Source organism: Geminocystis herdmanii PCC 6308, from assembly GCF_000332235.1.
Taxonomy (GTDB): domain Bacteria; phylum Cyanobacteriota; class Cyanobacteriia; order Cyanobacteriales; family Cyanobacteriaceae; genus Geminocystis; species Geminocystis herdmanii.
The window spans coordinates 2,224,696-2,248,248 of sequence record NZ_CM001775.1; the positions used below are offsets into that span (position 1 = coordinate 2,224,696).

The 23,553-nt window shown below is 35.9% G+C and carries 12 protein-coding genes and 1 tRNA gene; 7 read left to right on the top strand and 6 right to left on the bottom strand.

The window, feature by feature from the left end:
* The first annotated feature begins 16 nt into the window (after positions 1–16).
* The gene (locus SYN6308_RS11070; RefSeq protein ID WP_017294509.1) at positions 17–1,276 is read left to right on the top strand and encodes a competence/damage-inducible protein A; all 1,260 of its coding nucleotides are present in this window, start codon (positions 17–19) and stop codon (positions 1,274–1,276) included.
* A 218-nt stretch (positions 1,277–1,494) separates the two neighbouring features.
* Here SYN6308_RS11070 and SYN6308_RS11075 read toward each other — a convergent pair whose 3' ends face one another.
* The gene (locus SYN6308_RS11075) at positions 1,495–1,998 is read right to left on the bottom strand and encodes a DNA-processing protein DprA (RefSeq protein WP_017294510.1); all 504 of its coding nucleotides are present in this window, start codon (positions 1,996–1,998) and stop codon (positions 1,495–1,497) included.
* A gap of 332 nt (positions 1,999–2,330) precedes the next feature.
* Between SYN6308_RS11075 and SYN6308_RS11080 the strand changes: the two genes are divergently transcribed.
* On the top strand, positions 2,331–4,493 hold the full coding sequence (locus tag SYN6308_RS11080) for a WD40 repeat domain-containing protein (protein ID WP_017294511.1): 2,163 nt from the start codon (positions 2,331–2,333) through the stop codon (positions 4,491–4,493).
* Positions 4,494–4,893: 400 nt separating this feature from the next.
* On the opposite strand, the gene SYN6308_RS11085 is transcribed toward SYN6308_RS11080, so the two are convergent.
* Both SYN6308_RS11085 and SYN6308_RS11090 read right to left on the bottom strand, forming a co-directional pair.
* Positions 4,894–6,603, bottom strand: a complete 1,710-nt coding sequence (locus SYN6308_RS11085) for an ABC transporter ATP-binding protein/permease (protein WP_017294512.1) — start codon at positions 6,601–6,603, stop codon at positions 4,894–4,896.
* Positions 6,604–6,864: 261 nt separating this feature from the next.
* Entirely contained in the window at positions 6,865–7,341 is a 477-nt protein-coding gene (locus tag SYN6308_RS11090; protein WP_017294513.1) for a CYTH domain-containing protein, read from the bottom strand.
* 58 nt (positions 7,342–7,399) lie between these two features.
* On the opposite strand from SYN6308_RS11090, the gene SYN6308_RS11095 reads away from it, so the two are divergent.
* The 4 genes from SYN6308_RS11095 (at position 7,400) to SYN6308_RS11110 (ending at position 9,297) form a co-directional block, all read left to right on the top strand.
* Positions 7,400–7,471 (top strand) — tRNA-Cys (locus SYN6308_RS11095).
* Positions 7,472–7,622: 151 nt separating this feature from the next.
* Positions 7,623–7,919, top strand: a complete 297-nt coding sequence (locus SYN6308_RS11100; RefSeq protein WP_017294514.1) for a YkvA family protein — start codon at positions 7,623–7,625, stop codon at positions 7,917–7,919.
* 48 nt (positions 7,920–7,967) lie between these two features.
* Positions 7,968–8,618 carry an L-threonylcarbamoyladenylate synthase gene (locus SYN6308_RS11105; RefSeq protein ID WP_017294515.1) on the top strand — a complete coding sequence of 217 codons (651 nt, stop codon included), beginning with the start codon at positions 7,968–7,970 and terminating at the stop codon, positions 8,616–8,618.
* Positions 8,619–8,907: 289 nt separating this feature from the next.
* Positions 8,908–9,297: a hypothetical protein gene (locus SYN6308_RS11110; protein ID WP_017294516.1), complete on the top strand. Its 390-nt coding sequence runs from the start codon at positions 8,908–8,910 to the stop codon at positions 9,295–9,297.
* A 50-nt stretch (positions 9,298–9,347) separates the two neighbouring features.
* Here the strand turns inward: SYN6308_RS11110 and SYN6308_RS11115 are convergent, their stop codons facing one another.
* Both SYN6308_RS11115 and SYN6308_RS11120 read right to left on the bottom strand, forming a co-directional pair.
* On the bottom strand, positions 9,348–10,349 hold the full coding sequence (locus SYN6308_RS11115) for a zinc-dependent alcohol dehydrogenase family protein (RefSeq protein WP_026102031.1): 1,002 nt from the start codon (positions 10,347–10,349) through the stop codon (positions 9,348–9,350).
* 80 nt (positions 10,350–10,429) lie between these two features.
* On the bottom strand, positions 10,430–10,726 hold the full coding sequence (locus SYN6308_RS11120) for a hypothetical protein (RefSeq protein WP_017294518.1): 297 nt from the start codon (positions 10,724–10,726) through the stop codon (positions 10,430–10,432).
* Positions 10,727–10,877: 151 nt separating this feature from the next.
* On the opposite strand from SYN6308_RS11120, the gene SYN6308_RS11125 reads away from it, so the two are divergent.
* Positions 10,878–12,530 (top strand): acetolactate synthase large subunit, encoded by a 1,653-nt coding sequence (locus SYN6308_RS11125; RefSeq protein ID WP_017294519.1) that lies wholly within the window; start codon positions 10,878–10,880, stop codon positions 12,528–12,530.
* Positions 12,531–12,690: 160 nt separating this feature from the next.
* On the opposite strand, the gene SYN6308_RS11130 is transcribed toward SYN6308_RS11125, so the two are convergent.
* Positions 12,691–23,337, bottom strand: coding sequence for an FG-GAP-like repeat-containing protein (locus SYN6308_RS11130; RefSeq protein WP_017294520.1), 10,647 nt, complete (start codon positions 23,335–23,337; stop codon positions 12,691–12,693).
* Between the last annotated feature and the right edge of the window lie 216 nt (positions 23,338–23,553).

Consider the following 23,553-nt stretch of genomic DNA (forward strand, 5'->3'; position numbering starts at 1 on the left):
TCTCCATTATTTAACTATGACAGCAGAAATTATTTGTATTGGCACAGAAATATTATTAGGGGATATTCTTAATAGTAACTCTCAATTTATCGCCCAAGAATTGGCTAATTTAGGTATTCCCCATTACTATCAAAATGTGGTAGGGGATAATCTCGATCGAGTTCATGAAGTGATCAAAATTGCTTCTGAGCGCTCTCAAATCCTGATTTTTACAGGCGGTTTAGGACCAACTCCTGACGACTTAACTACAGAAGCGATCGCCTCTTTTTTTCAAGCACCCTTAGAAGAAAAACCAGAGATAATTGAGGATATAACCAAGAAATTTGCCGAAAGAGGGCGAGAAATGACGGCTAATAACCGAAAACAAGCCCTAATTCCTCAAGGAGCGCAAATATTACCTAATTTAGCAGGAACTGCCCCCGGTATGATTTGGCAACCTATGGCTAACCTAACCATTCTCACCTTTCCGGGAGTGCCTTCGGAAATGATGCAAATGTGGCGTGATACTGCTGTACCCTATCTAAAAAGTCAAGGATGGGGACAAGATATTATTTATAGTCGCATGATGCGTTTTCGAGGTATCGGTGAATCGGCTTTAGCAGAAAAAGTACATCACTTATTTTCTTTAAATAACCCTACCGTTGCCCCCTATGCCTCCCTCGGAGAAGTTAAGTTGAGGGTTTGCGCCAAAGCCAAGAATAAGGAAACCGCCGAAAATTTGATTTTACCCGTAGCGAAAGAAATTGAGTCGATCGCAGGAGAAGACTATTTCGGTTATGATGACGATAGTCTTGCTTCTGTGGTAGGTAAACTATTACAACAAAAAGGGCAAACCCTCAGCGTGGCAGAATCTTGCACAGGGGGAGGATTAGGCGCCATGTTAACAGAAATAGCAGGAAGTTCGAGCTATTTTATGGGGGGAGTCATTGCCTATAGTAATCAGGTAAAAATAGAACAATTAGGGGTTTCCCAGACGTTTTTAAATGAATACGGAGCAGTCTCGGCGATCGTAGCTCGTCAAATGGCTAAAGGAGTTCAAGAAAAATTTAAGACAGATTGGAGTATTTCTATTACAGGTATCGCAGGACCGGGAGGAGGCACAGACACCAAACCTGTAGGTTTAGTATATATTGCCATTGCCGATTTCGATCGACAAGTAGAAAGTTATGAACTGCGACTAGGGGAAAAACGAGGACGAGAAGCCATCAGATACCTAAGCAGTTGCTACGCCTTAGACAAATTGCGTCGAGAATTATTACAGCATTATAAAAGATAATAAATCTGAGTTCGAGACAAAAATCTTTGATGTGGGTGGGTTTTAGATTTTAAGTTAATGCTACTTCGACTTTCATCAATAGACTTTTTCAGAAAAGATTTTGAATAAGTTTGTAGTAGGGGTTTTAACCCTCATTTTCTTAATTATGGTCGATGTTTAATTAATTAATATCTCCTATCTCCCTAATCGATTAATTTGGTATCGAACTCAAAAATTCATTAATCAAAATAAAATCGAGTTACTAATTTTCGTTGCTCGTCAGCCTCCTCGCAAGTTTGCATCAAGGTTTGACTATCATGAAAAGCGAAACAAATTAACTGTTGACAGCGAGAAATAATATCTCGATTGCAAATAGCACTAGCTTCCCCTAGAGAAAGATGATCATGATCGGGATTTTCTACCAAATGAATAACCTGATTTAATTGATCTTGAGATTCTCTCGGTTGACGGCTAAGACTTTGGGGGAGAATTACCGTCAACAGATTCGGATCGGCTCTCATTGCACCTCTAATGGCGGCGGAATTAGTCCCTGTCGCCCCAGAAGTAATGATTCGATTGCCATCTAACACAAGGGCATAGCTCATCATTTCGATTAAATGCTGATGAGTTATGGGAACATGACGAGAACCTAGCAAAGCTATTTTTTTCGAGCTAGTTTGCTGAATAGCGGCTAATTCTTGCGCCAAAGTATCTAGTTTAGGAATTTCTAGTGATTGACTCAAAGACTATTTATCCTTCAATATTAAAGTTAACTTCTGTAATCAGATAGGTTTCGATCGAACAATTTTATAGAATTTTCTATAAACATCGTCTCTTAGGTATTATTTTCCTATCTTTTCCCATAAAAAAATCAAGATAATTATGAGATTAGTGGTAAAACCACTGTGATTAAAAATCATTATATATCTAAACTTGATATATTGAAACTTGTAATTTTAAATATTTGGTTGAGACTAGGAGATTTAGCTTAACCATAATTAATTGTGATTAAATTGATTCACTCGATCGAATTTTGACATATAATTAGTATGCCAACCCCATTGGACTAAATTTCATGGATGCCGAGAAGTTAAAGAAACTAGAAGAAAAACTATATAATGAAACTCCTTTAATTGGCGATCGCATTAGGCTACAGGCAGCGAAGGAGTTAGCTCAAGATAGAAGCCTTCAAGCCATAGAATCTTTAACTAAAGCCTTAATGTTTAATAAAGATAAAAATTTTCAAAATATCGTATTGGGTGTACTGCGTCAAATCAAGATGCAGGAAAAAGATTTAATTGATACCGTGTCTCGAGTGTGGGCGCAAAGTAGGGATATTGAACTAGGTAAAATTTTAAAGTTAAAAGCATGGGTAGCCTCAAAACCTTTATCTTTAAGACTCTTAACTGCTCTAAATTTGGGTTGGCAAGGTATTATTGAAGAACAAGGAAAAAAAATTGTTGCTCCTTTAATCTCTTTTTTCGATGATCAAGATAGCTTTATTCAACAAACCGCTAAACAATGGTGTAGTAATTTAACTAATCCTGAATTACAAGAAGAAGTTTGTCGTCTTGCCAGTGAAGAAGATAATTCATTAGCCTTAGAAGTAGCTATCCGTTGCAGTTATACCCCTAATGAACCATCTCAAGCCGCTTTATTCTGCTATTTTACTCAATTATGGGATAAATATCAGGAAGTTGACCCAGAATATAAATTGTTAGAAGATATTTACTATAATGCTCCCGAAGAATTAAAGCATCGCATCGATGAACACGGAAAAATTTATAAGCGTTTAGAGTGGGTATGGATGCGTTTAGGAGGAAAAGAAGGACGCAGAATTACAGAGATTAACCTAGAGCAATGGGATAAACTTATTGATGTTTTAGCTAATGGAAAACATTGGCAAACAATTTGGTTATTAATTCCTCAAACTCCCATAATCTTAGCAAAACCGATTCTCCAACGCCTAGAAAATAACCGCTGGTTGCCCAAAGAACCAGATCAGAAAATTAAGTTCGCCCAGTTTAGTAAAATAGTTAAAAGTGTCAAAACCAAAACTCCCCCTCAAGGTAAGTTAATTCGTTGTATTCACACCCTAACAGGACATACTCAAGGGATAAACTCCATCGAAATTACCCCCAATAGTCAAATGTTAATCAGTGCTGGGGATGATATTATTCGTCTTTGGGATATTAAAACAGGACAATTATTAAACACCTTAAAGGGACATTTAAAAGGGGTTACAAGCCTTTGTTTAAGCGGTGATGGGGCAACTTTAGCTAGTGGTAGTCGAGACAAAACCATTTCTATGTGGCGTTTGCCTGATGGTAATTTGTTGGCTAATTTATCAGCAAATGTGGCTTCCGTGTGGTCATTAAGTATGACGGAATCTGCTCATACGATCGCCAGTGCTAGTTATCAAGAAATTCGTCTTTGGCAATATCCTCCGGGTAAATTATTTAAACCCTTAAAAGGACATCAACGGGAAGTTGAGAAAGTATTGATTAGTAGAGATGGTAATTTGTTAGTTTCTGCTGGTGGGAAAAATGATAATACAGTGAGAGTATGGTCATTACCTAACGGGGATCATCAATGTACTTTGACTGGACATCATGACGGTATTTGGGATATGGCTATCACCCCTGATAATTATACTTTAGCTACGGCTAGTCAAGATCACACCGTGAAATTATGGTCTTTAGCTGATAATGTAGAAATAGCGACACTAGAAGCCCATGAGGGGAAAGTTTGGTGTTTGGGTATTACTCCAGATGGTAAGAGTTTAGTTACTGGTAGTGACGATCGAACGGCAAAAATTTGGTCTATTTCCACCCATAAACTACTTCACACTTTAACAGGTCATGAGGATAGCATCTTTTGTTTAACCATCAGCGAAAATGGAGAATTGTTAGCCACCGGTAGTAAAGATCATACTGTCAGATTGTGGGATATTAAAAAAGGCGAAAATATCGGTGTTTTAACAGGACATACCAATAGTATTACCACTCTCAAAATCACTCCCGATGGTGAAACTTTAATTACAGGTAGTCTCGATCGAACTCTCAAATTATGGCGTTGGGATTTAACTCGTTTATGTCACCTTTCCCCCGTTAGTTTTACCTCCGAAGATAAACAATGGCTCAAAAACGCCCTTGAAAGTCCAGATATTGCGATCGAAGAAAGAAACTGGTTAACCCTTATCAATGAAGTCATTGGCAGTGAGGAGACAGGTGGATAGAAACCTCAGTGAACTATAAAATTATCGGTTAAGATAAGGTGTTAGGTATCAGGTAAAGATAACCTCAGTTCGACATAAAGAAAATGATGAAAACTAGACAGGTAGACAAGTGGACAAGTGGACAGGTAGAAAAATTCCCAATATTTGTGGGTTTTAAAAATAATTTTATTGACTCAAAAAAAACACAATCCTCCTGTCTGCCTGTCTGCCTGTCTTCCAAGTCAGTCCTCACCTATTTTTATATCGAACTCAGGTAAAGATAAGGTAAAAAAGTTGAACAAAAATTGATTTTATCCAAATTAAATTAAGTAATTAATTGATCTAAACAAAGAAATTGTTAACCCGCAACCTGCAACCTGTCACCCTAAACTTATTAACCTCAAGAATTCTTTTATCGAACTCAGGTTGAAATAGAAGATAATTGCCAAGATTTATCTTCGGATATTCTTAGTAATAATTGATGATAACTTTTTAAACTATCTCGATGTCCCACACTAATAAAAGTTGTCTTTGTTTCTAGTAAATGTTTATATAAATTAGCTTCATTATTTGCATCTAAAGCACTAGTGGCTTCATCAAGAATTGCGTACTCAGGTTGATTGATTAAAATACGAGCAAATGCCACCCTTTGTTGCTCTCCTAAAGATAGTACTTCTCCCCAGTCTTTTTCGACTTCAAAACCGCCAAATTTTTCCGCTAAATGGGGTAAATTAACTAAGTCTAAGATGTCTTGTAATTCTGTTTCTGAGATATTTTTCTCCACCGTAGGATAAATTAATTGTTCTCTTAATGTACCAATAATCATATAAGGACGTTGGGGTAAAAACAACATTTTATTTAATTCTGGACGATAAATTGCACCAGTACCAGCATCCCATAAACCTGCGATCGATCTTAGTAGTGAACTTTTACCACAACCACTTGTACCCATAATTAATAAACCTTTTCCTTGGGGTAAATTTACACTCACATCCTCCATTAAAGTATTTTGATAATTAGGGGTTTGTAAAGTTAAATGTTCGATGGATAATTGTTCACCTACGATAGTGTCAATAGTGCGATTTTCTGAAGTATTTTTAGTGAGTAAATCCTTCGTTTTTTCAGGAGATAAGAAATTATAAAAAGTAGAAAGTCGATCGATTCCTGCCGCAAAACTGGTTAAAGATTGGAAACGACTAACAATAATATTTAGAGAGAAAAACACCCTTAAAAATGCTCCCGTAGCTTCACTCACTTTCCCTACTTCTAAATCTCCTGATAACACACTAGGGGCAACCACAACGGCAGGGATAACATAGGGTAAAAACTCAAAAGTATTAGTAAATAAACCTAAATATAATTCTTGCCAGACTAACAAAGAATTAAAGTTGTTAAAAGCATCGATAAATAAGTTATTTAAATTACTTTTTTCTTGACTTTCTCCCTGATAGAATGCGATCGATTCCGAATTTTCCCTAACCCTAACTAAACCAAAACGAAAATTAGCTTCTTTTTGTAATTGATTAAAATTTAAACTAACTAATTTTTTCCCAAAAACTCCCGTAGTGATCAAAGTACCAGCTAAGGCATAAACCAATAAAAATATCACTAATTGTTGAGAAATTGACCACAAAACTATACTAAAAGCAATAACTTGTAAAATTGATTGAATAATTACTAAGAAAAAGAGTAAAGAATCTTGAGTAAAACTTCTAATATCTTCAGAAATTCGTTGATCTGGATTATCAATTTCAATATTTTTTACCGCTAATTGATAAAAAGAACGATTCAAAAAATAGTTATTTAAAAAGTGTTCTGTTAACCATTTTCGCCAATATAAACCTAACTTTCCTTGGGTAAAAGAAAATCCTGCAAATAAAGGCACATATAACACTAAAACCCATAAAAATTTAAACACAGTTTCCCAAAACTTAGTTTCATCTTTGTTGGATAAAGTGGAAATTAAACCCCCTTGAGCTTCATTTAATAAAACACTTAATTGAGTATAACCAACTAATAAAAGCCCTAAAATTACTAATAAAGTCAATGCCCCTTTTTTTTCTTTTCCTAACCAATATAATTGTGCGATCGACCAAAATTGACGAAAAACATTAAGATTAAAACCTTTCATATAGTCAACAAAAAATACTAAAAATTCTATTTAATAAGTATAGCATAATTACTATTTATTTGTAGATATTTAAACTTTAATTAATACTAAATATACAACAAAAAAATTATATTTTTCATAAAAAATAGTTAAATAATATAGCAATCAGGAATCAATCATGAGAATACAATCTCCCCTAACGCTTTTAAATAAAGGGAAACTTAGTTTAAATTTCTCACAAATGATTTAGTACTGCTATATAACAGCTTTAATTTTCCATTCTCAATTTTCCATTTTCCATTCTCCATAGGGTTTTTTCGCTAAATTAGAATTATAATAACGACTATCTTGAGTAACTTCTTCTGTTATCCAATTAGGTAAAATAATCTCTTGATTTTCACTACTTAATTCAACTTCCGCCAAAAGTAAACCCTGATTATCTCCTAAAAATTCGTCTATTTCCCAAGTTAAATGATCTATTTTTATCCTATATCTTATCTTCTCAATTAAAGGTCGATCGCACAAAGTATCCAACATTTCTCCCGCATCCTCTAAGGGTATCTCATATTCAAATTCCGATCGAGCCATACCCTTAGTTTTTCCCTTAAAAGTAACAAAACCCTTATCCCCAGCAATTCTTATTCTTACAGTATTGCCATTATGAGTATAAATATAACCTTGACGATATAAAATACCATTGTCGGGAGGTTGCCAAAGACGATGATTTACTAAAAATTTCCGTTCAATTTCCAAACCCATAATTTTACCCTTGCCAAAATGTCTAATTATAGGTTAACATTATATAGTGTCGGAAAATGGCGGCGTAGCCAAGTGGTAAGGCAGAGGTCTGCAAAACCTTTATCCCCCAGTTCGAATCTGGGCGTCGCCTTTCAGGATAAAATCTTACCATAAGCTATGGTTATAGTTTCATGAGTATTTGTTTTTAGGATGTAAACCGTAATCGTTCTTTTTAATTCTGGGGTATCATAAAACAGGATCGGTAAATGTTTTTCTTGTTTAAATTATCTTAGTTACATTCTATGAAAATTAATCTTCAGTCTCTCTACAGTTTTTATCGCAATGCTATTCGCAACCCTAAATATAGAAATTGGATCATTTTAGGTACATTAGTTTATGTATTAAGTCCTTTTGATATTTCTCCCGATTTTTTCCCTTTAGCTGGACAAATTGACGATTTTTTCCTCTTATCAATTATGTTAACAGAAGTTTCTCAAATGGTGTTAACTGGGCTCAAAAATAAAAAGGAAAAGAATAATCAAAGTACGGAAAACTTTACCTCTAAAACTGTAGATGTGGACGCTGTTTCTTTAGATTAATTAACAATTTAAAATTGAGAATGACGATAATAATTATTCCCTAACATCATGGCAACAATATACGAATTAAATCCAGATAATCCCCAAAGGCGTGACATTGAACAAATTACTCAGGCATTAAAAAAAGGCGCAATTATGCTTTATCCTACGGATACAGTTTATGCCATTGGTTGCGATATGAATGTCAAGTCGGCAGTGGAAAAAGTCAGAATGTTAAAACAACTTTCTAATGATAAACCATTGACTTTTCTTTGTTCTTCTTTATCAAAAATATCAGAATATGCCACTGTCAATGATGAAGCCTATCGTATCATGAAACGCTTGATACCCGGTCCTTATACTTTTTTGTTACCTACTACAAAGTTAGTACCAAAATTAGTTATGTCACCGAAAAGGAAGACAACAGGAATACGAGTTCCTGATCAAAATGTCTGTCAGGCTTTGCTACAATCCCTTGACAATCCCATTATTTCCACATCGGCTCATATTATTGATGAAGATGGTGATTCTCCTTCTTTTGAGTGGGAAAAAGCAAGGTTATTTGATGAATTTGATAAACAGGTGGACATTATCATTGATGATTATACCGAACCGGGGTATCAAGTTTCGACTATTCTCGATTTTTCTACCCATACACCTTCTGTTGTTAGACAGGGTTTAGGATGGGAAGAATTAGAAAATTTATTTAATTTTGAGTAAATATTTTCTCACTAATTTAAGTTAAATAAAAATAACTTTGAACATAAATAAGGATTGCTAAATTTATATAAAAACACTATTTTTTCTATATATACATATATTTAGTAAAGTCTGAAAACCTTTATTTTTTTTGATTATTTAACCTAATACCTAATACTTAACACCTATTTTCTTTAAAATACTTTTTGAGTAATAAATATTGAAGATTGTTAATTTTTGCTTCACGTTGTCGTAATTAGTCCCTGAGAATGTTAAAGTAAATACCATTAGAATTTGAGATGGAAAAAGGGTGAAACAAAATTTTCAAAACAAAATCCTTAGTATTAATAACTCTGGTTTCGGTTGTTTATTAACTTTTGTAATTGGTAGTCTCATCTTAGGTTCGATCGGGCTACAATGGGTAGTAAATGGATTTTTAATCTTTATTGCCTTACTTATTCTCACTCCCATTATTGCTATTTGGGGTTTTAGTTGGTGGATAAAAAGAAACTTAATTCAAGATGAATGCCCCGTTTGTAATTATCGTTTTACGGGATTGAAAACGGCTCAATTTAACTGTCCTAATTGTGGAGAATTGTTAAGGGTTGATCATAATAAATTTATTAGAGAAACCCCAGACGGTACGATCGAAGTAGATGCGATCGAAATCTCTAGTAGTAATATTTTAGAAGAAGAGTAGATTAACTAATACTTTACTTAATTCTCATCACTCATACTATGAAGGAATTCCTACATAGTTATCGCTATTTTACCTGTTACCGATCCTGTTTCGATAATTTTATGGGCGATCGAAACCTCTTGTAAAGGAAAAGTTTGATGAAGATGTACTGTCAATTTACCTTCATCAATCCATGAGGCACATTGAGCTAAAATATGAGTCTGATGCTTTAAAGCCTCAGTTAAATTCATCAAAGCCGGTGTTAACATCAACTCTAAACTAATTCTCAAGTTACGGTTACGAGCTGATTTCAACTTTTCGATCGAGCAATCAGGTTCAAGAATAGTTACAATATCACCATAGACTTTTACGGCGTGACAGGTATCAAAAAAAGTTTTACCGCCAATGGTATCAAAAGCCACATCAACACCCTTCCCATTAGTCCAATCTAGGGTAGTTTGAATAAAATCCTGTTGAGAATACAAAATAGGCAAATCTGCACCTAATTTACGCACTAATCGCTCTTTATCAGGGTTACTCACCGTTGTAGCTACTTTTGCACCCTTAATCTTAGCTAATTGTATCGCTACATGACCAACACCACCAGCACCACCATGAATTAATACTTTTTGATCTTCAGTTAAGTTTACTCGATCGAACAGAGATTCCCAAGCAGTAATTAAAACCAAAGGTAAACAAGCTGATTCCGCAAAAGATAAAGATTGAGGCTTAAAAGTCACATAATCTTCCTCAATCACGGCATATTCAGCATAATTCCCCGTATTAGGTTTACCTAAACCACCACTGCAATAATAAACTTCGTCACCCACTTGAAACTTAGTCACCTGTGAACCGACACTTTCCACTATTCCAGCCCCATCACAACCTAAAATAGCGGAAGAATATTCTGGGTAAAAAGTACCCCGACTGCGAATTTTTGTATCAATGGGATTAATTCCTGCGGCTTTAATTTTTACTAAAATTTCTGTAGGTTTTGTTATTTGAAGGGAAGCAACGTCTTGTAATTTAAGAACATCAACATCTCCTGTACCTGTCATTACGATCGCTTTCATAGATAAAAAAAATGCTATCATTATTTTAACCAATGCTACCTCAGTTTGAGCTAAAATCATTAAAAAATGAGTGTTTTAGCTTATTTTTCTTGAGAAAGCAATATTTGACACATATCTTTGATTTTCATTCTTTCAATATAAGGCCAACCTCCCACTTCTTCTAAATGTTTTAAAAGTAGATAAAGACGATGACGAGTATCAGGCAAAGCTGGTTCAAACATTTCTCGCCGAATGTGGCTATGTAAAGATTCTAATTCTCGAAGAATCAACAGTAGATCAAAAATATTCTCTTGGGAATTATCTGCTATAACCTTTATTTCTGTAACTAATTTTTTGACTTCATTTTCGATCGAACTGGAATTATTACTGGTATTCATGAATCCTAAAAATACTGATCAAAAATAAATGATAGTGGATAATTCTTTTTTTTGCTACATGAATAGTTATTTATTCCTCATTCCGAATCGATCGCAGTAAAATAGAGATATATATAAGTGAACTTTGAGATAAAATTTTTAGGAAAAAATCATGGGGCAATTAAATACGGCTGAATTACTAATTCAATGTTTAGAAAATGAAGGAGTTGAATATATTTTCGGCTTACCCGGAGAAGAAAATTTACACCTTCTTGAGGCTTTAAAAAACTCCTCCATTAAATTTATTACCACCCGTCACGAACAAGGGGCGGCATTTATGGCAGATGTTTACGGGCGTTTAACAGGAAAAGCAGGAGTTTGTCTTTCTACTTTAGGACCGGGTGCTACTAATTTGATGACAGGAGTTGCCGATGCTAATTTAGATGGTGCGCCCCTAGTGGCAATTACAGGGCAGGTTGGCACCGATCGAATGCACATTGAATCACATCAGTATCTTGATTTAGTTGCTATGTTTGCCCCTGTCACCAAGTGGAATAAACAAATTGTGCGTCCGGGTATCACTCCCGAAGTCATCAGAAAAGCCTTTAAAGTAGCCGAAAAAGAAAAACCGGGGGCAGTACATATTGATTTACCCGAAAATATTGCCGCCATGCCCGTAGAAGGCAAACCTTTAAAAATTGATAGTCGAGAAAAAATTTACGCTTCCTATCGTAGTGTTAATGCTGCCGCTGTTGCCATCGCCAAAGCTAAAAACCCCTTAATTTTGGCAGGAAATGGAGCAATTCGCGCCCACGCCACCGATGCCTTAACAGAATTTGCTACCCGTTTAAATATTCCTGTTGCTAATACTTTTATGGGGAAAGGGGCAATTCCCTATATTCATCCTCTCTCCCTGTGGACTGTTGGCTTACAACAACGAGATTTTATTACCTGTGGTTTTGAGCAAAGTGATTTAATTATTGCAGTGGGATATGACTTGATTGAATTTTCTCCCAAACGGTGGAATCCAGAGGGTACAATTCCCATTATTCATATCGGTACTAATTCCGCAGAGATTGATAGTAGTTATATCCCTACGGTGGAAGTTATTGGGGATATTGCCGATTCTTTAGACGAAATTCTCAAAAGGTGCGATCGAACTGGTAAACCTGTACCCTTTGCGGCTTCTTTACGCAACGAAATTAGAGAAGATTATGAACAATACGCCCATGACGAAGGCTTCCCCATTAAACCGCAAAAAATTGTCTATGATTTACGGCAGGTAATGGGTTCAGAAGATATTGTCATATCGGATGTGGGCGCTCATAAAATGTGGATGGCGAGACATTATCATTGCGAATCCCCGAATACTTGCCTTATTTCCAACGGTTTTGCCGCTATGGGTATTGCTATTCCGGGCGCTGTCGCCGCTAAATTAGTTCACCCTGATAAAAAAGTGGTAGCAGTAACAGGAGACGGAGGATTTATGATGAATTGTCAAGAATTAGAAACCGCCTTGAGAGTGAAAACTCCTTTTGTCACCCTCATTTTTAACGATAACGGCTATGGCTTAATCGCATGGAAACAGATCAATCAATTTGGCTCTAAAAGCTACGTTGACTTTAGTAACCCCGATTTTGTCAAATTTGCCGAAAGCATGGGCTTAAAAGGCTATAGAGTCACCTCTGCTGAAGATTTAATCCCTACCCTGAAGACTGCTTTAGAGCAAGATGTTCCCGCCGTCATCGACTGCCCTGTGGATTATGCTGAAAATATCCGCTTTTCCCGCAAATCAGGGGATTTAAGTTGCCCTATTTGGGAGTAATATTTTTGTGACAGGAAGACTGGAAGACAAAAACTATTCACTAAGTGAGTAGGCAAAATTAATTGTATGTTTACTTTATGAAAGGCAAAAGGCAAGAGGCAACAAAGATGTAGGTTATTTTAATTAATTTTAAAATTCACAATCTATTTTGCATGAGTACTTATCCATTATTGACGATTTGTATTAAAATATCATTGAAATCGTTGTCACCGCCTCCGAAGGTATCTTCAAAACCATAAATGTTGTTACCAAGGGAGGTAAAGTGTTGGCGGTTATCTGGGTTAGCACTACCATAGGAAAAGAAACTGTGAATCGATGATTCTTCACTTTGGCTTAAGTATTCTTCCACGTTGCTATTGACGAGAAGGAAAAAACCGAAAATACTAGCACTAGGTAAGGCTAAGGTATAATTGTCGATCGACATATTCTCAGGAGTTTCAAAGATTAACCCTGAAGATTGAGCTTTTTCTACCGCTACTTTATCATAATCTGGATCGTTAGGCATGATGGTTCGATCGTCCATAATAATTGCACCAGTTAAGTCATCAACTTGATAGATACCGATCGTATTTTCATTGGCGGTGCTTCGAGCAATGGTAAGATTAACGGTAGTATTCTCACTAGCATCAAATCCTTGAGTCAGAAAGACGGGGGTATTGAGGGCAAATTCAGCAACAGTGTTATTATCATCTTTAAAAGTTAAGGCGAAACCCTGACTACCCTTAGAGATGATTTCCAGTTGTGCAGGATTTTGTGAACTATAAGTCTCACCATTGATGGTAAGATACAATTCTAAACCATTGTCAGTAAAAGCACTTAACCCCTCTGGTGCGTTGATTAATGAGCCAAAAAACTTAGTTTCACTACCCATTAAGGTATCTATGGTAATCTCATCGAGGGTATTAGTTAAAGAAGAATCATCGCTACCGGGGAGGTTTTCCAAAAGAATTATTGATTTACCGTCGGGGGTTTTGATACCTAACTCATAGTTATTAGATACATTTACGGCAGAAATTTGAAACTTAGTATCAATCACTTGGGGAGTGTAAAGGGTTTCGGCTTCATTTTGATTGACGACTAAGGGTAAAGGATAGTGATAGGGGGAGGGATATTCTAAAACACTATCAAGAATTTGTTGTTGTTGATTCGCTACTTCCTCATAATTGTTACTTCCTTGATTAATTATCTCAAGGGTGGTGTTAACGGAGGTAATTCGATCGAGCTTACTTTCTCTGATAGAATCTTTTACGGTAAGGGTAGAAAATGAGATAGCAGAATCAATAATTTGATTGATAGTTTGGGAGTCAGTTAAATCGATGTCAGAATTATGGTAAATATATTCAGCAGTGGCACGACTAATTAACCATTGCGCCTCATGGGAGTCGGTGATACCTGCACTTTGTAAAACTTGCCCCCCTAATTGATAAAGTAAAGTCAGTTGATTTTCTAAAATTAAGAGTTGTTGACTGAGAATTGGATCATCAGTAGGGGATAATGGTGTTTTAGTCAGATCAAAATCTTGAGGAAGCTCAAAAGTCGTTAATACTCTTTCTGTGGCTATGTCTTGGGGTATTTTCTCTGTTTGTAAGGCTAACACTAAAGCCAATAAGTTTGGCACGTTAGCAGACTCTTGCATTCTTCCTTGCCAGTTATTAAGTAATTCATCGACGGTGGCAGGAGTAATTAAACCTGCGCCTAACTGCCCTAAGATATTACCTAAGTCAAATTGTAGGGCGATTTTGAGGGAGTTAAGATTGGTGACGACATCATCTACTGTAGAATTTTCTCCTGTTATGGCAATTAATTGAGTGCCAATGGTTAAAATGCGAGTTAAAACGTCATTAATGTCTGTTAATTCACTGTCGCTAAATTCCCCTCCCACATCATTAATTAAACTGGTAATCAGATTATCAAGAAAAGAGAGATTATAAAAATTACCATCATCCTCATTATACAGACTAAGCGCGATCGAACCGATAACTCCATCGGCAACTTGGGCAGGAGTTTGGTTAGTGATACCAGAGATAAACTGGCTTAAAACCGCAATTACCCCTTGAGTAATAACATGAGTGGTATAGACTTTTTTGCCGTTAATATCCCCGTTGTTAATAGCAGACATGGGATCAAAATTAGACAAATCAAGGGTTTCGGGTAAGGCGAATACCTCTTTAATTTTTGCTTCGGCTAATTCTATATCAATGCCCGATTGATGTAATTTTTGCACCAGACTGGTAAGAGGGGTAATCATATTAGAGTCAACGGTGGCAAAAAGAGGTGTGCTGATAGGTAATCCCGTTGCTGTATCAATACCATTTATAATTACTAAACGCCCATCTTGATCATCTATGATACCATTACGGTTTCGATCGAAAGGAACTAAATCCACAGGCAAATTAAAACTACCGTCATTGTTAGTGATAGTCGAAATTTCCCCTTGATCTAGTTGACCATTAAAGTTAACATCAAAAAATACTGTACCCCCTTGTAAGTAACTTTGACTAGCAAAACCACTGATACCCAATTTTTTTAGTACATTTTCTACATCCCAGATTTTGTAAGTGAAAATATTAATATCAAGGATGGTTTCCATTATCTCGAATAAACCAACATCGATACCGACTTGCACTTTAGTATTTAAAAAAGCCTCGATGGCGCCGCTAATTTCGAGTACACTAAGATCACCACTGAATAAAGGTGACAATTCAGAATAGCGAATGATACCATCGCCTAACCCTTGATATTCACCACCATCAACAAAATCGAGTTTAACATCATTCTTACTTTGCACTCCCCCAGTCATGCGATACTTTGCGACAACTGCATTGGCTTCCATACCAATATCAACACCAAAAGAAGCGCCTAACTCATTAACATCTTTACCATTTTCATCTACATCTCGAATATAAAGCCCTTCTAATAGTAAGTTTGATTTACTTTCATCAAAACCTGTTTTCTGCCACTCATTCAAACCATAGGCATCATAAGCTAAATAAAGGTTAGAATTAAGCCCTAATGATATTTGTAAAACGGCATCTAAACCATACCCGGGTAAAATAGCATCTAAACCAATATCAGACAAGTCAACACTAATATCAAAATCTAAATCAGGCACATCATAGATTAAAAAGTCAACATTTTCTTCCCCAAGCAATAAACCTGCTACCGAGAAAAAGTCAGTTAACAAAGGTATCTCTAAACCATCTAAGGAGAGAATACCATCAATTAGTTTTCCTAAATCATCCGTAGCAAAAGGATTATTAGCAATTCGATCGAGAATGTTACCATCTGGTATAGTTAAATCATCACGACTAAAATTAACCTCTCCATTCTGAACTTTTGCACTAACTGAGCCTATATCAATTAAAACCTTGCTATCATCGGCAATATAATCATCAACTAATCTTACCACTTCAACTAACTCATTAATAGCATCGATAAATTCGTATAAATCTAAGGAGTCTCCATCATCAAAACCATTAAAGCCTAAATTTTGTAAAGCATCGTTATCACCACTATTATCATTAACATTGAGAAGGGTTAACATCATTTCCAATACGGATACCTTTCCATCGTTATTCTTATCAAAAAGAAAGTCTAATTCTAAAGCAGATAGGAATTTAGTATCGGCGTTAAGGGTGTCAATAATAGGATAAATAGGTTGTAAAATTTCATCGATTAAATTAACATATTTTTTTGCATAACCTTGCACTAAAGATTGTACATCTAAAGCCACATTTTGCAGAGTAACAACAAAATCATTAAGTTCAATTTTTGCTTTATCAGCATAGTTATAAAGGGGTAATTCTTCCACTGCTAAATCAAAAGTTATACCCGGAAACAGATTAATAATTCTTTCATCAGGGGTAGCAGAAAGTAATAATTTAGCAAAACTTCCCACTTTAAAATCATAATCAAAATTAGAAAATAACTCTTGAATAGGACGATTTTTAAGTATGTTTAAAGCATCGGTATCTAGGTTATTACCTAACAATTTAATGTCATAGTCTAAATCTAAATCAATACCTCTATCAGCAAAATCAACACTTAAACCGTTAATACTATCGATACCTGTTAAAGTCACATTGTCAAATTTGATGTCTGGATTTAAAACAGTTTGCGAAGTATTGAGATAATAACCACCAGTTTTATTAATGCCACAACCTAAAGTAAAATCATAAATAATATCTGCTTGGGCTTCCCCATTAACAGTTAAATCAAGGGAAGGAATAGCTAAGTCTTTGCTTAGGGGAATTATTTGATCATTATAAGTAACAGTAAAGGAAATAGTAAAGGGAGTATCGTTATTATTAGGAGTATAATTTATTTGCAAATTAGAAAGGTTATTCCCTAGAGTTTCGGGTAACAAATTTCTGAAGATTTGCTCTAGTTTCCATGCAGTTAAATTATTAGTTGTGTAAATTTCACTAACAATTTTATCGGTGATTTCGTCAAAGAAAATAGGCAAATTTGAGCCACTACCAATTAAGGGTAAACTGGATTCGGTAAACGCCCTTTCTATACTATTTAAACTATATTGTAAACCTAACGCCGTATTGACACTATTGAAAGTTCGATCGATAATATTAACTTCAAGGTTAACAGGTTCATCTAAATTTTCATACTCTGGCGCACCATCAAAAATAAATGCTAGTTGAGTTGTATGGTTTTCTCCTATTTCTGCTATATTCTCGTCGATCGCACTTATGGTAACAGTCTGTGGTATATACCAATTTTCAGAAGTAAAAGTGATAGGGTTAACGTTATTTAATTCATTAGGATTATCAGAGAAATTAATTGTAGTTGCCTGAGTAGGTTCACTTAACAAAGACACATAGAAACTATAGCTTTCTCCTTCCTTGACGACAGGCACAATACCACTTTGAATAATTTGCACTCCAGCCCTATCATTATTTATAATCACGAGGGTGTTAGTGGTAGTGTCTCCTAAGCTATAACCTTCCCCTGCTAACAATTCGATAATAACTTGCTTATCACCATCATCAATAAAGTTATCAATAGCGAAAATAGTTAAAATCGTGCTAGTTTTGCCGGGGGGGATTCTCACGCTTCCTGTTTCCAATACGGTTTGATAGTCAAAACCATTAGTTGCGCTACTACTTCCTAAGACTCGATAGGCAACATTTAAACCAGTCGCGCCAAAAGCGGAATCAACGGCTTCACTTACCGAGATAGTAAAGTAACCCGGCATGGCTTCTTCTGTGGCATTTTGTGTCACCGCCAAAGTAGCTAAGGGGAAGTCGTTATCGGTGATGTTAACTTCTATGGGTTGAGGAGGAGTTAGATTACTATAGGCATTATCCTCAGATTCAATACTAAAATCAATATTAGTGCTATGGTTATATTCAATTTTGCTGTCATCAACGGCAAAGACAGTGACAGTTTGAGGAATATTCCAGTTGTCTTCATTAAAGGTGAGGGTAAGAGGTTGAGAGAAACCTTGATTAGAAAACTTGATTTCCTCGTTACTGGGTGTCATGGTGATATTGACAGGGGAAAGGGGTTGAGTTTTTAAGGAAATTTGATAAGAATTACTGCTTCCCTCTGTAGAATTATCACTTATTTGGACAACATTAACACCAGCGTTATCATTATCTTGATTATTAAGAGAAATGTCACTAACTTCTAAATTATGGTAAAAATCATCACCACTTTTCACGGTAGAAATTATTTTATAGGCAACAGTATCATCATCTATTAAATCATCTTGAGGATTGACATTAAAACTTTGTTCAATATTCCAATTATCAGGGGTAAAGTAAAAAGAAATTACCTCTTGATTTTCTTGAAATTCTGCCGATAAAATACCCTCATTTTTATTATTTGTGCCTAAATAAACGATGACATTATCAGTGGGTTGGCTAGTAAGTTTTACTTTAAAAGTTTGAGGTGAATTATCAGCTTCGCTAGTGGTATAAGTTTTACCAGTAATATCATTTCCTGCATTATCAGTAATAGAAACTCCTGCTATATCATCATCTTTGATAGTAAAAGTAACAGTGGTATTTTCTGAGTCAATATAATAGCCTTGATTAGTATTTAAAACAACGGTAACATTTTCATCTCCTTCGGCAATGTCATCAGCAAAAGGAATTAAATCAATATCTGCAAATTGCCCCGGAATAATCGTTATTTCTCCACTAGATAAATTCTCATAATAGTCGATAATCCCATCAATATTACCAAATAATAAATCTTGATCTAAATCTCCGTTAATATCTCCAAAAATGGGACGCACATTGTCTGGTATGGTAAAATCACTGCGTTCAAATAGGCTATTGTCTCGGATAAAATTAGGTTGAGAAGGAGTGCCTATATTTAACCAATATTGCATAACTCCATCAGATTTAGTCGCGCCGTTGATGTCTCCTGTTAAAACAGCGTCTAAGTCTCCATCTTCATCTAAGTCTGCAAAGATTATACTAGCTCGATCGAACAAGTCCACATTTTGAAAAGGATTTCCTGCGGTATCTTCCACAAAAACGGGATTAGTCTCACTGCCAACATTGCGATAAAACTTGATTAAACCATCACCGCTACCGATAAATAAATCTAAATCACCGTCAGAGTCAATATCGACAACAAAAGGGGCACTATAATCTCCTACGTCAATATTGTTAAAGGGATTATTTGAGCCTGTTACTTCGCTAAAGGTAAGGTTATTATTACGATAAAAACGAATCTTACCATCACTACTACCTAAGATTAAATCTTGATCACCATCGCCGTCAATATCACCGAAAGCAGGAGTTGAGTAACCGGGGGAAGTTGCACCATTTAAGTCAATGGCACTAAAAGGATTGTTACTGGTATTTTTAGTAAAGATAGGTTGATTCTTTGTACCAGTATTTTCATAATAGTCGATCGAACCTTCATAATTACCGATAACAAGGTCTAAATCTCCATCTTGATCTAAATCTATCAGAAAAGGAGCACTATAGCTACCAATATCGATACTATTAAAGGGGTTTTCAACACCTCTTTTTTCTTCAAACATACTAAAGGATTGATAATCAACTCCTTCTGTGGCATCATTATTACGAGGATTAGTTAAGATAGAATAACGTACTCTAACAGGCTCACTTGAACTACCTTCCCCTACAGTAATTCTAAATTTACCCCCCGTAGTGTCACTTTCTCCGATTTCACTACTGCCTACTATACTAATGGTAACTAAAGGATCAGTTTCTAGGTTATCATCTTTTTCAGGCTCATTATTAACCACATCACTATCAATATCTGTATTAGTGATAGGCAATAGTTGATAAAGTCCGTTATAGTTATTATCACTGCTAGTTGTCGTCACCTTAACATTATAGGTTATATCTCCATCGGCTCGATCGTCCGTCAATCCACTAACATTGATACTTTGATAACTATTCCAATTATCGGGGGTAAAGGTAAGAGTATTAGTAGAGAAACTATTTTCCGTAGCGTCAATTTCACTAAAACTAACGGTGACATTACCATTAGGTTGGCTAGTGAGTTTCACTTGCAAAATGTTGTCTTCCCCTTCCGTTGTTAAAAGACTGGTTATCACCGTATTTAAAGTATTGGTGACAATAGGAAAGTTAAGGGTTTTGTTTTGATAGTTACTATCTTGACTTTCGGTAACGGCAGTAATTTGATAGTTAAAATCATCACTGTTATTAGCAATTAAATTAGTAAGAGTAAGATTTTGTGCAGATTGCCAATTATCAGGGGTAAAGGTTAAACTTCCTCCACTGGCATTATTATTTAAACCATCTCTTAGGGTAACGATGACATTTTGGGAAGGTTGTTGATTTAATCTAACAGTAAAAGTGCCACTATTATCATTAAAACTAACCACCCCTACGGTTAATAAATCATTGCTACTGGTAATGGATGCAGTGGTTTGAGGAGTAGCAAATTCAATACTAGATTCATCATCATCGAAAATAGTTAAGGTGGCGCTGGAGGTAGCATTATTAAGGGTATAACCTTCCCCTGCTTGTAAAGTAACAATGACGGTTTCTGCATTTTCTTTCACCTTATCATCAATAACGGGGACATTTAAGAAAACACTGGTTTCGCCTTCTGGAATTTCTACTATACCTGAAAGCGTACTATAGTCAACATTAGGAGTAGCTGTGCCTGTCACCATATAGTTAATAACTAAACCACCCCTAGGCGCAGGATTACTCAATAATAATTTAAACACCCCTGCTAATTGACTTCCTTCATTGGTATCACTTATCTTAACGATACTCACACTTGGGATAATTATAGGAAGGGGGTTTTCTCCTTCCGTGACATCTAAATTGGGGATACCATCATCGGGATTAATGGTAATATTGCTAGTGCGGTTATTATAGTTACTGTCGTTACTGGTGCTAGTGACTGCTAAATTTCGAGAGGAAGTGATACCATTTAAGGTGATGTTTTGGGGTGTATCCCAGTTAGCGGAAGTAAAGGTAAGGGTAAATGTATCAACTCTGACGGTGACGTTTTGGGTTGGTTGGCTTGTTAATTTAACACTAAAGTTAACTTCCCCTTCGCTATTGGCTTCTAAGGGATTAGTATTCGTAACCGCATTTTTATTTCGATCGAGGATGGCAATATTAGGGCTATAATGTCCACTATCAGTGATATTAACCGTTGCAGTGATGACACTTCCTAAAGCATAATTATTTCCTACGGCATAGTCTGGAGTAGTGTTAGGATTTCGATCGTTAATTAATGAGATGGTAATAGTTTCGGTGGCTTCTGCGATGGCATCGGGTAAGGCACTTAAATATAATCTAGCAGAGGTTGCACCATTAGGAATAAAAACCACATTTTGAGCATTACTACCACTGGTTAACCTTCCCTGAGAGTTAAAGTAGTCAGTGAATTGAGTGGCACTTCCTCCCGTTATGTTATAATATACTGACAATCCGGGTTGCTTGGTGACGACTTCACTAAGAATAATATCCACATAACCGATAAAGTCTCCTGTATCGCTACCCTCCTGCATATTTTTAACGCCACTAACTGTTACAATAGGCTCATTGTCGATAATATTTAAGGTAACAGCATTTTTACTTAAGTCTATTCGATACCCCTCACCCAAGGCAATATTGTTAACCACAGGAGTTGTGGGTGATAAGGTAAAAGTGAAACTCTCATTGCCTTCGTAGGTAAAGTCATCTTTAGCAAAAACATAAATCGTCTTACTGCTTTCTCCTATACCAATGGGAATAGTTGAGCCTAAACTACCATTATTGGGGTTAGTATCGTTATCAAGGATAATGTCATTACTCGCCCCTGATAAGGTATAGGGAATACTAAAATTGCTGGTAGCTGTGGTATTTAAAGAAATAGTAAATTGCCCAATGATGCCCGATTCGGAAGGATTTACCACCCCAGATGAGCTAATACTGACAACGGGATTCGGATCGGTTATAGTTAAAGTAGCACTTCCTCGACTAGAATCCACCGCATAACCGTTATTAATAGCATTACCTGTGAGAGTTATAATTACAGTCTCATTGGGATCATAATTCAGATCATTGATAGGATTAATAGTGAGAGTAGCAGAAGAAGCTCCCGCCGGGATAGTTGTATTTCCTGAGATGGTATAATCGATATTATTGGTTGCTGTACCACTTATAGCATAGGTGACGGTAGTAGATACGATCGCACTTTCATCTAAAGTAATAGTAAATGTGCCACTGTTACCCCCCTCCATAGGAGTGCCATTAGCAGTGATACTCGCCCTTCTTAACTCATTACGATACCAATATATATCATCCTCTCCGTCAGTGCCGATGGCAATATCGATAAACCCATCATTATTTGCATCTCCCACTCCCACGGCGGTGATAGTATTTAACCCACTACTATCAATAGTAAAAGGAGTAAAAGTGGGACCAAAATCTAAATTAGGGATACCATTACCGTTATTGGAATACCAGAAAAGACTGGCATTACTGGCATTATTACCAAAAATTAAATCATTATCTCCATCTCGATCGAGATCAGCAACAGCAATTTGTGCTACCTTAAAGTTAACAACTTGAGTAGCTCCAGTAAAAGAACCATTACCTTTATTTATCCAATAATAAACCCCATTATCGGCGGCGATAATCACATCTAAATCACCATCATTGTCAATATCAGCTAATTTTATATCTTGGGGTTGATGACTATTACTAATAGTGGATTTTGTCCAACTGTTGCCACTACCATTATTACGATACCAGTACAAACCACCACTACCACCGGCTACCACGTCTAACATATTATCACCGTTTAAATCTCCACCATAAACGGCACTAGCATTACTAAGACTACCATCAATGTCTAGTTTGCTAAAACTCCCCCCCGAAGTTTGTCGCCAAATAGCCAAATCATTAGCATCTCTTGCTACTGCTACAATATCTGGAAAACCATCAGTAGCAAAATCTGCAATAAATACTTTTGTCGCTCCTCCGAAGCTATCGGCTATTTTATTGCCACTCCAAGAAGTACCTTGCCCATTGTTATACCAGATGGTAATATTATTATCTCCTGTTTCTGCGCTAACTAAATCTATATCTCCATCTCTATCAATATCCGCACCATAGAAAGCATTGCGCCCTCCGCCTAACCCTCCACGAATTAAAGTGGGAGAGGTGCTTACTGTGCCATCACTATTACTTCGATGCCAAATTAAATCATCCCCTCCAAAACCAGAGGAAACGGCAACTATATCTTGTAAATTATCATTGTTTAAATCGAGAAACATAATACCAGTGGGAGTTGCAACATTGGTATTAACGGTAGCTTTGTTAAATCTAATGCTCATAGCTAATCAATTTTAGGCTTAATAGAAAGTTCAAATTCTGTTTTCTCGCTTGTAGTTTTTTAGCTTTATTTTTTTTAACTAATTATGACTACCTAGTCACATTTTAAGAGAATTTTATGGATTCGTCAAGAGGAATGAAGAATGAAGAATGAAGAATGAAGAATTGAGAATTGAGAATTGAGAATTGAGAATTGAGAATTTAAAAAACCACCCTAT

What these genes read in the sequence shown, in the direction of transcription:
- SYN6308_RS11070 (WP_017294509.1), top strand. Translation starts at nt 17, where the DNA reads ATGACAGCAGAAATTATTTGTATTGGCACAGAAATATTATTAGGGGAT.
- SYN6308_RS11080 (WP_017294511.1), top strand. Translation starts at nt 2,331, where the DNA reads ATGGATGCCGAGAAGTTAAAGAAACTAGAAGAAAAACTATATAATGAA.
- SYN6308_RS11085 (WP_017294512.1), bottom strand. Translation starts at nt 6,603, where the DNA reads ATGAAAGGTTTTAATCTTAATGTTTTTCGTCAATTTTGGTCGATCGCA.
- SYN6308_RS11090 (WP_017294513.1), bottom strand. Translation starts at nt 7,341, where the DNA reads ATGGGTTTGGAAATTGAACGGAAATTTTTAGTAAATCATCGTCTTTGG.
- SYN6308_RS11100 (WP_017294514.1), top strand. Translation starts at nt 7,623, where the DNA reads ATGAAAATTAATCTTCAGTCTCTCTACAGTTTTTATCGCAATGCTATT.
- SYN6308_RS11105 (WP_017294515.1), top strand. Translation starts at nt 7,968, where the DNA reads ATGGCAACAATATACGAATTAAATCCAGATAATCCCCAAAGGCGTGAC.
- SYN6308_RS11115 (WP_026102031.1), bottom strand. Translation starts at nt 10,349, where the DNA reads ATGAAAGCGATCGTAATGACAGGTACAGGAGATGTTGATGTTCTTAAA.
- SYN6308_RS11120 (WP_017294518.1), bottom strand. Translation starts at nt 10,726, where the DNA reads ATGAATACCAGTAATAATTCCAGTTCGATCGAAAATGAAGTCAAAAAA.
- SYN6308_RS11125 (WP_017294519.1), top strand. Translation starts at nt 10,878, where the DNA reads ATGGGGCAATTAAATACGGCTGAATTACTAATTCAATGTTTAGAAAAT.
- SYN6308_RS11130 (WP_017294520.1), bottom strand. Translation starts at nt 23,337, where the DNA reads ATGAGCATTAGATTTAACAAAGCTACCGTTAATACCAATGTTGCAACT.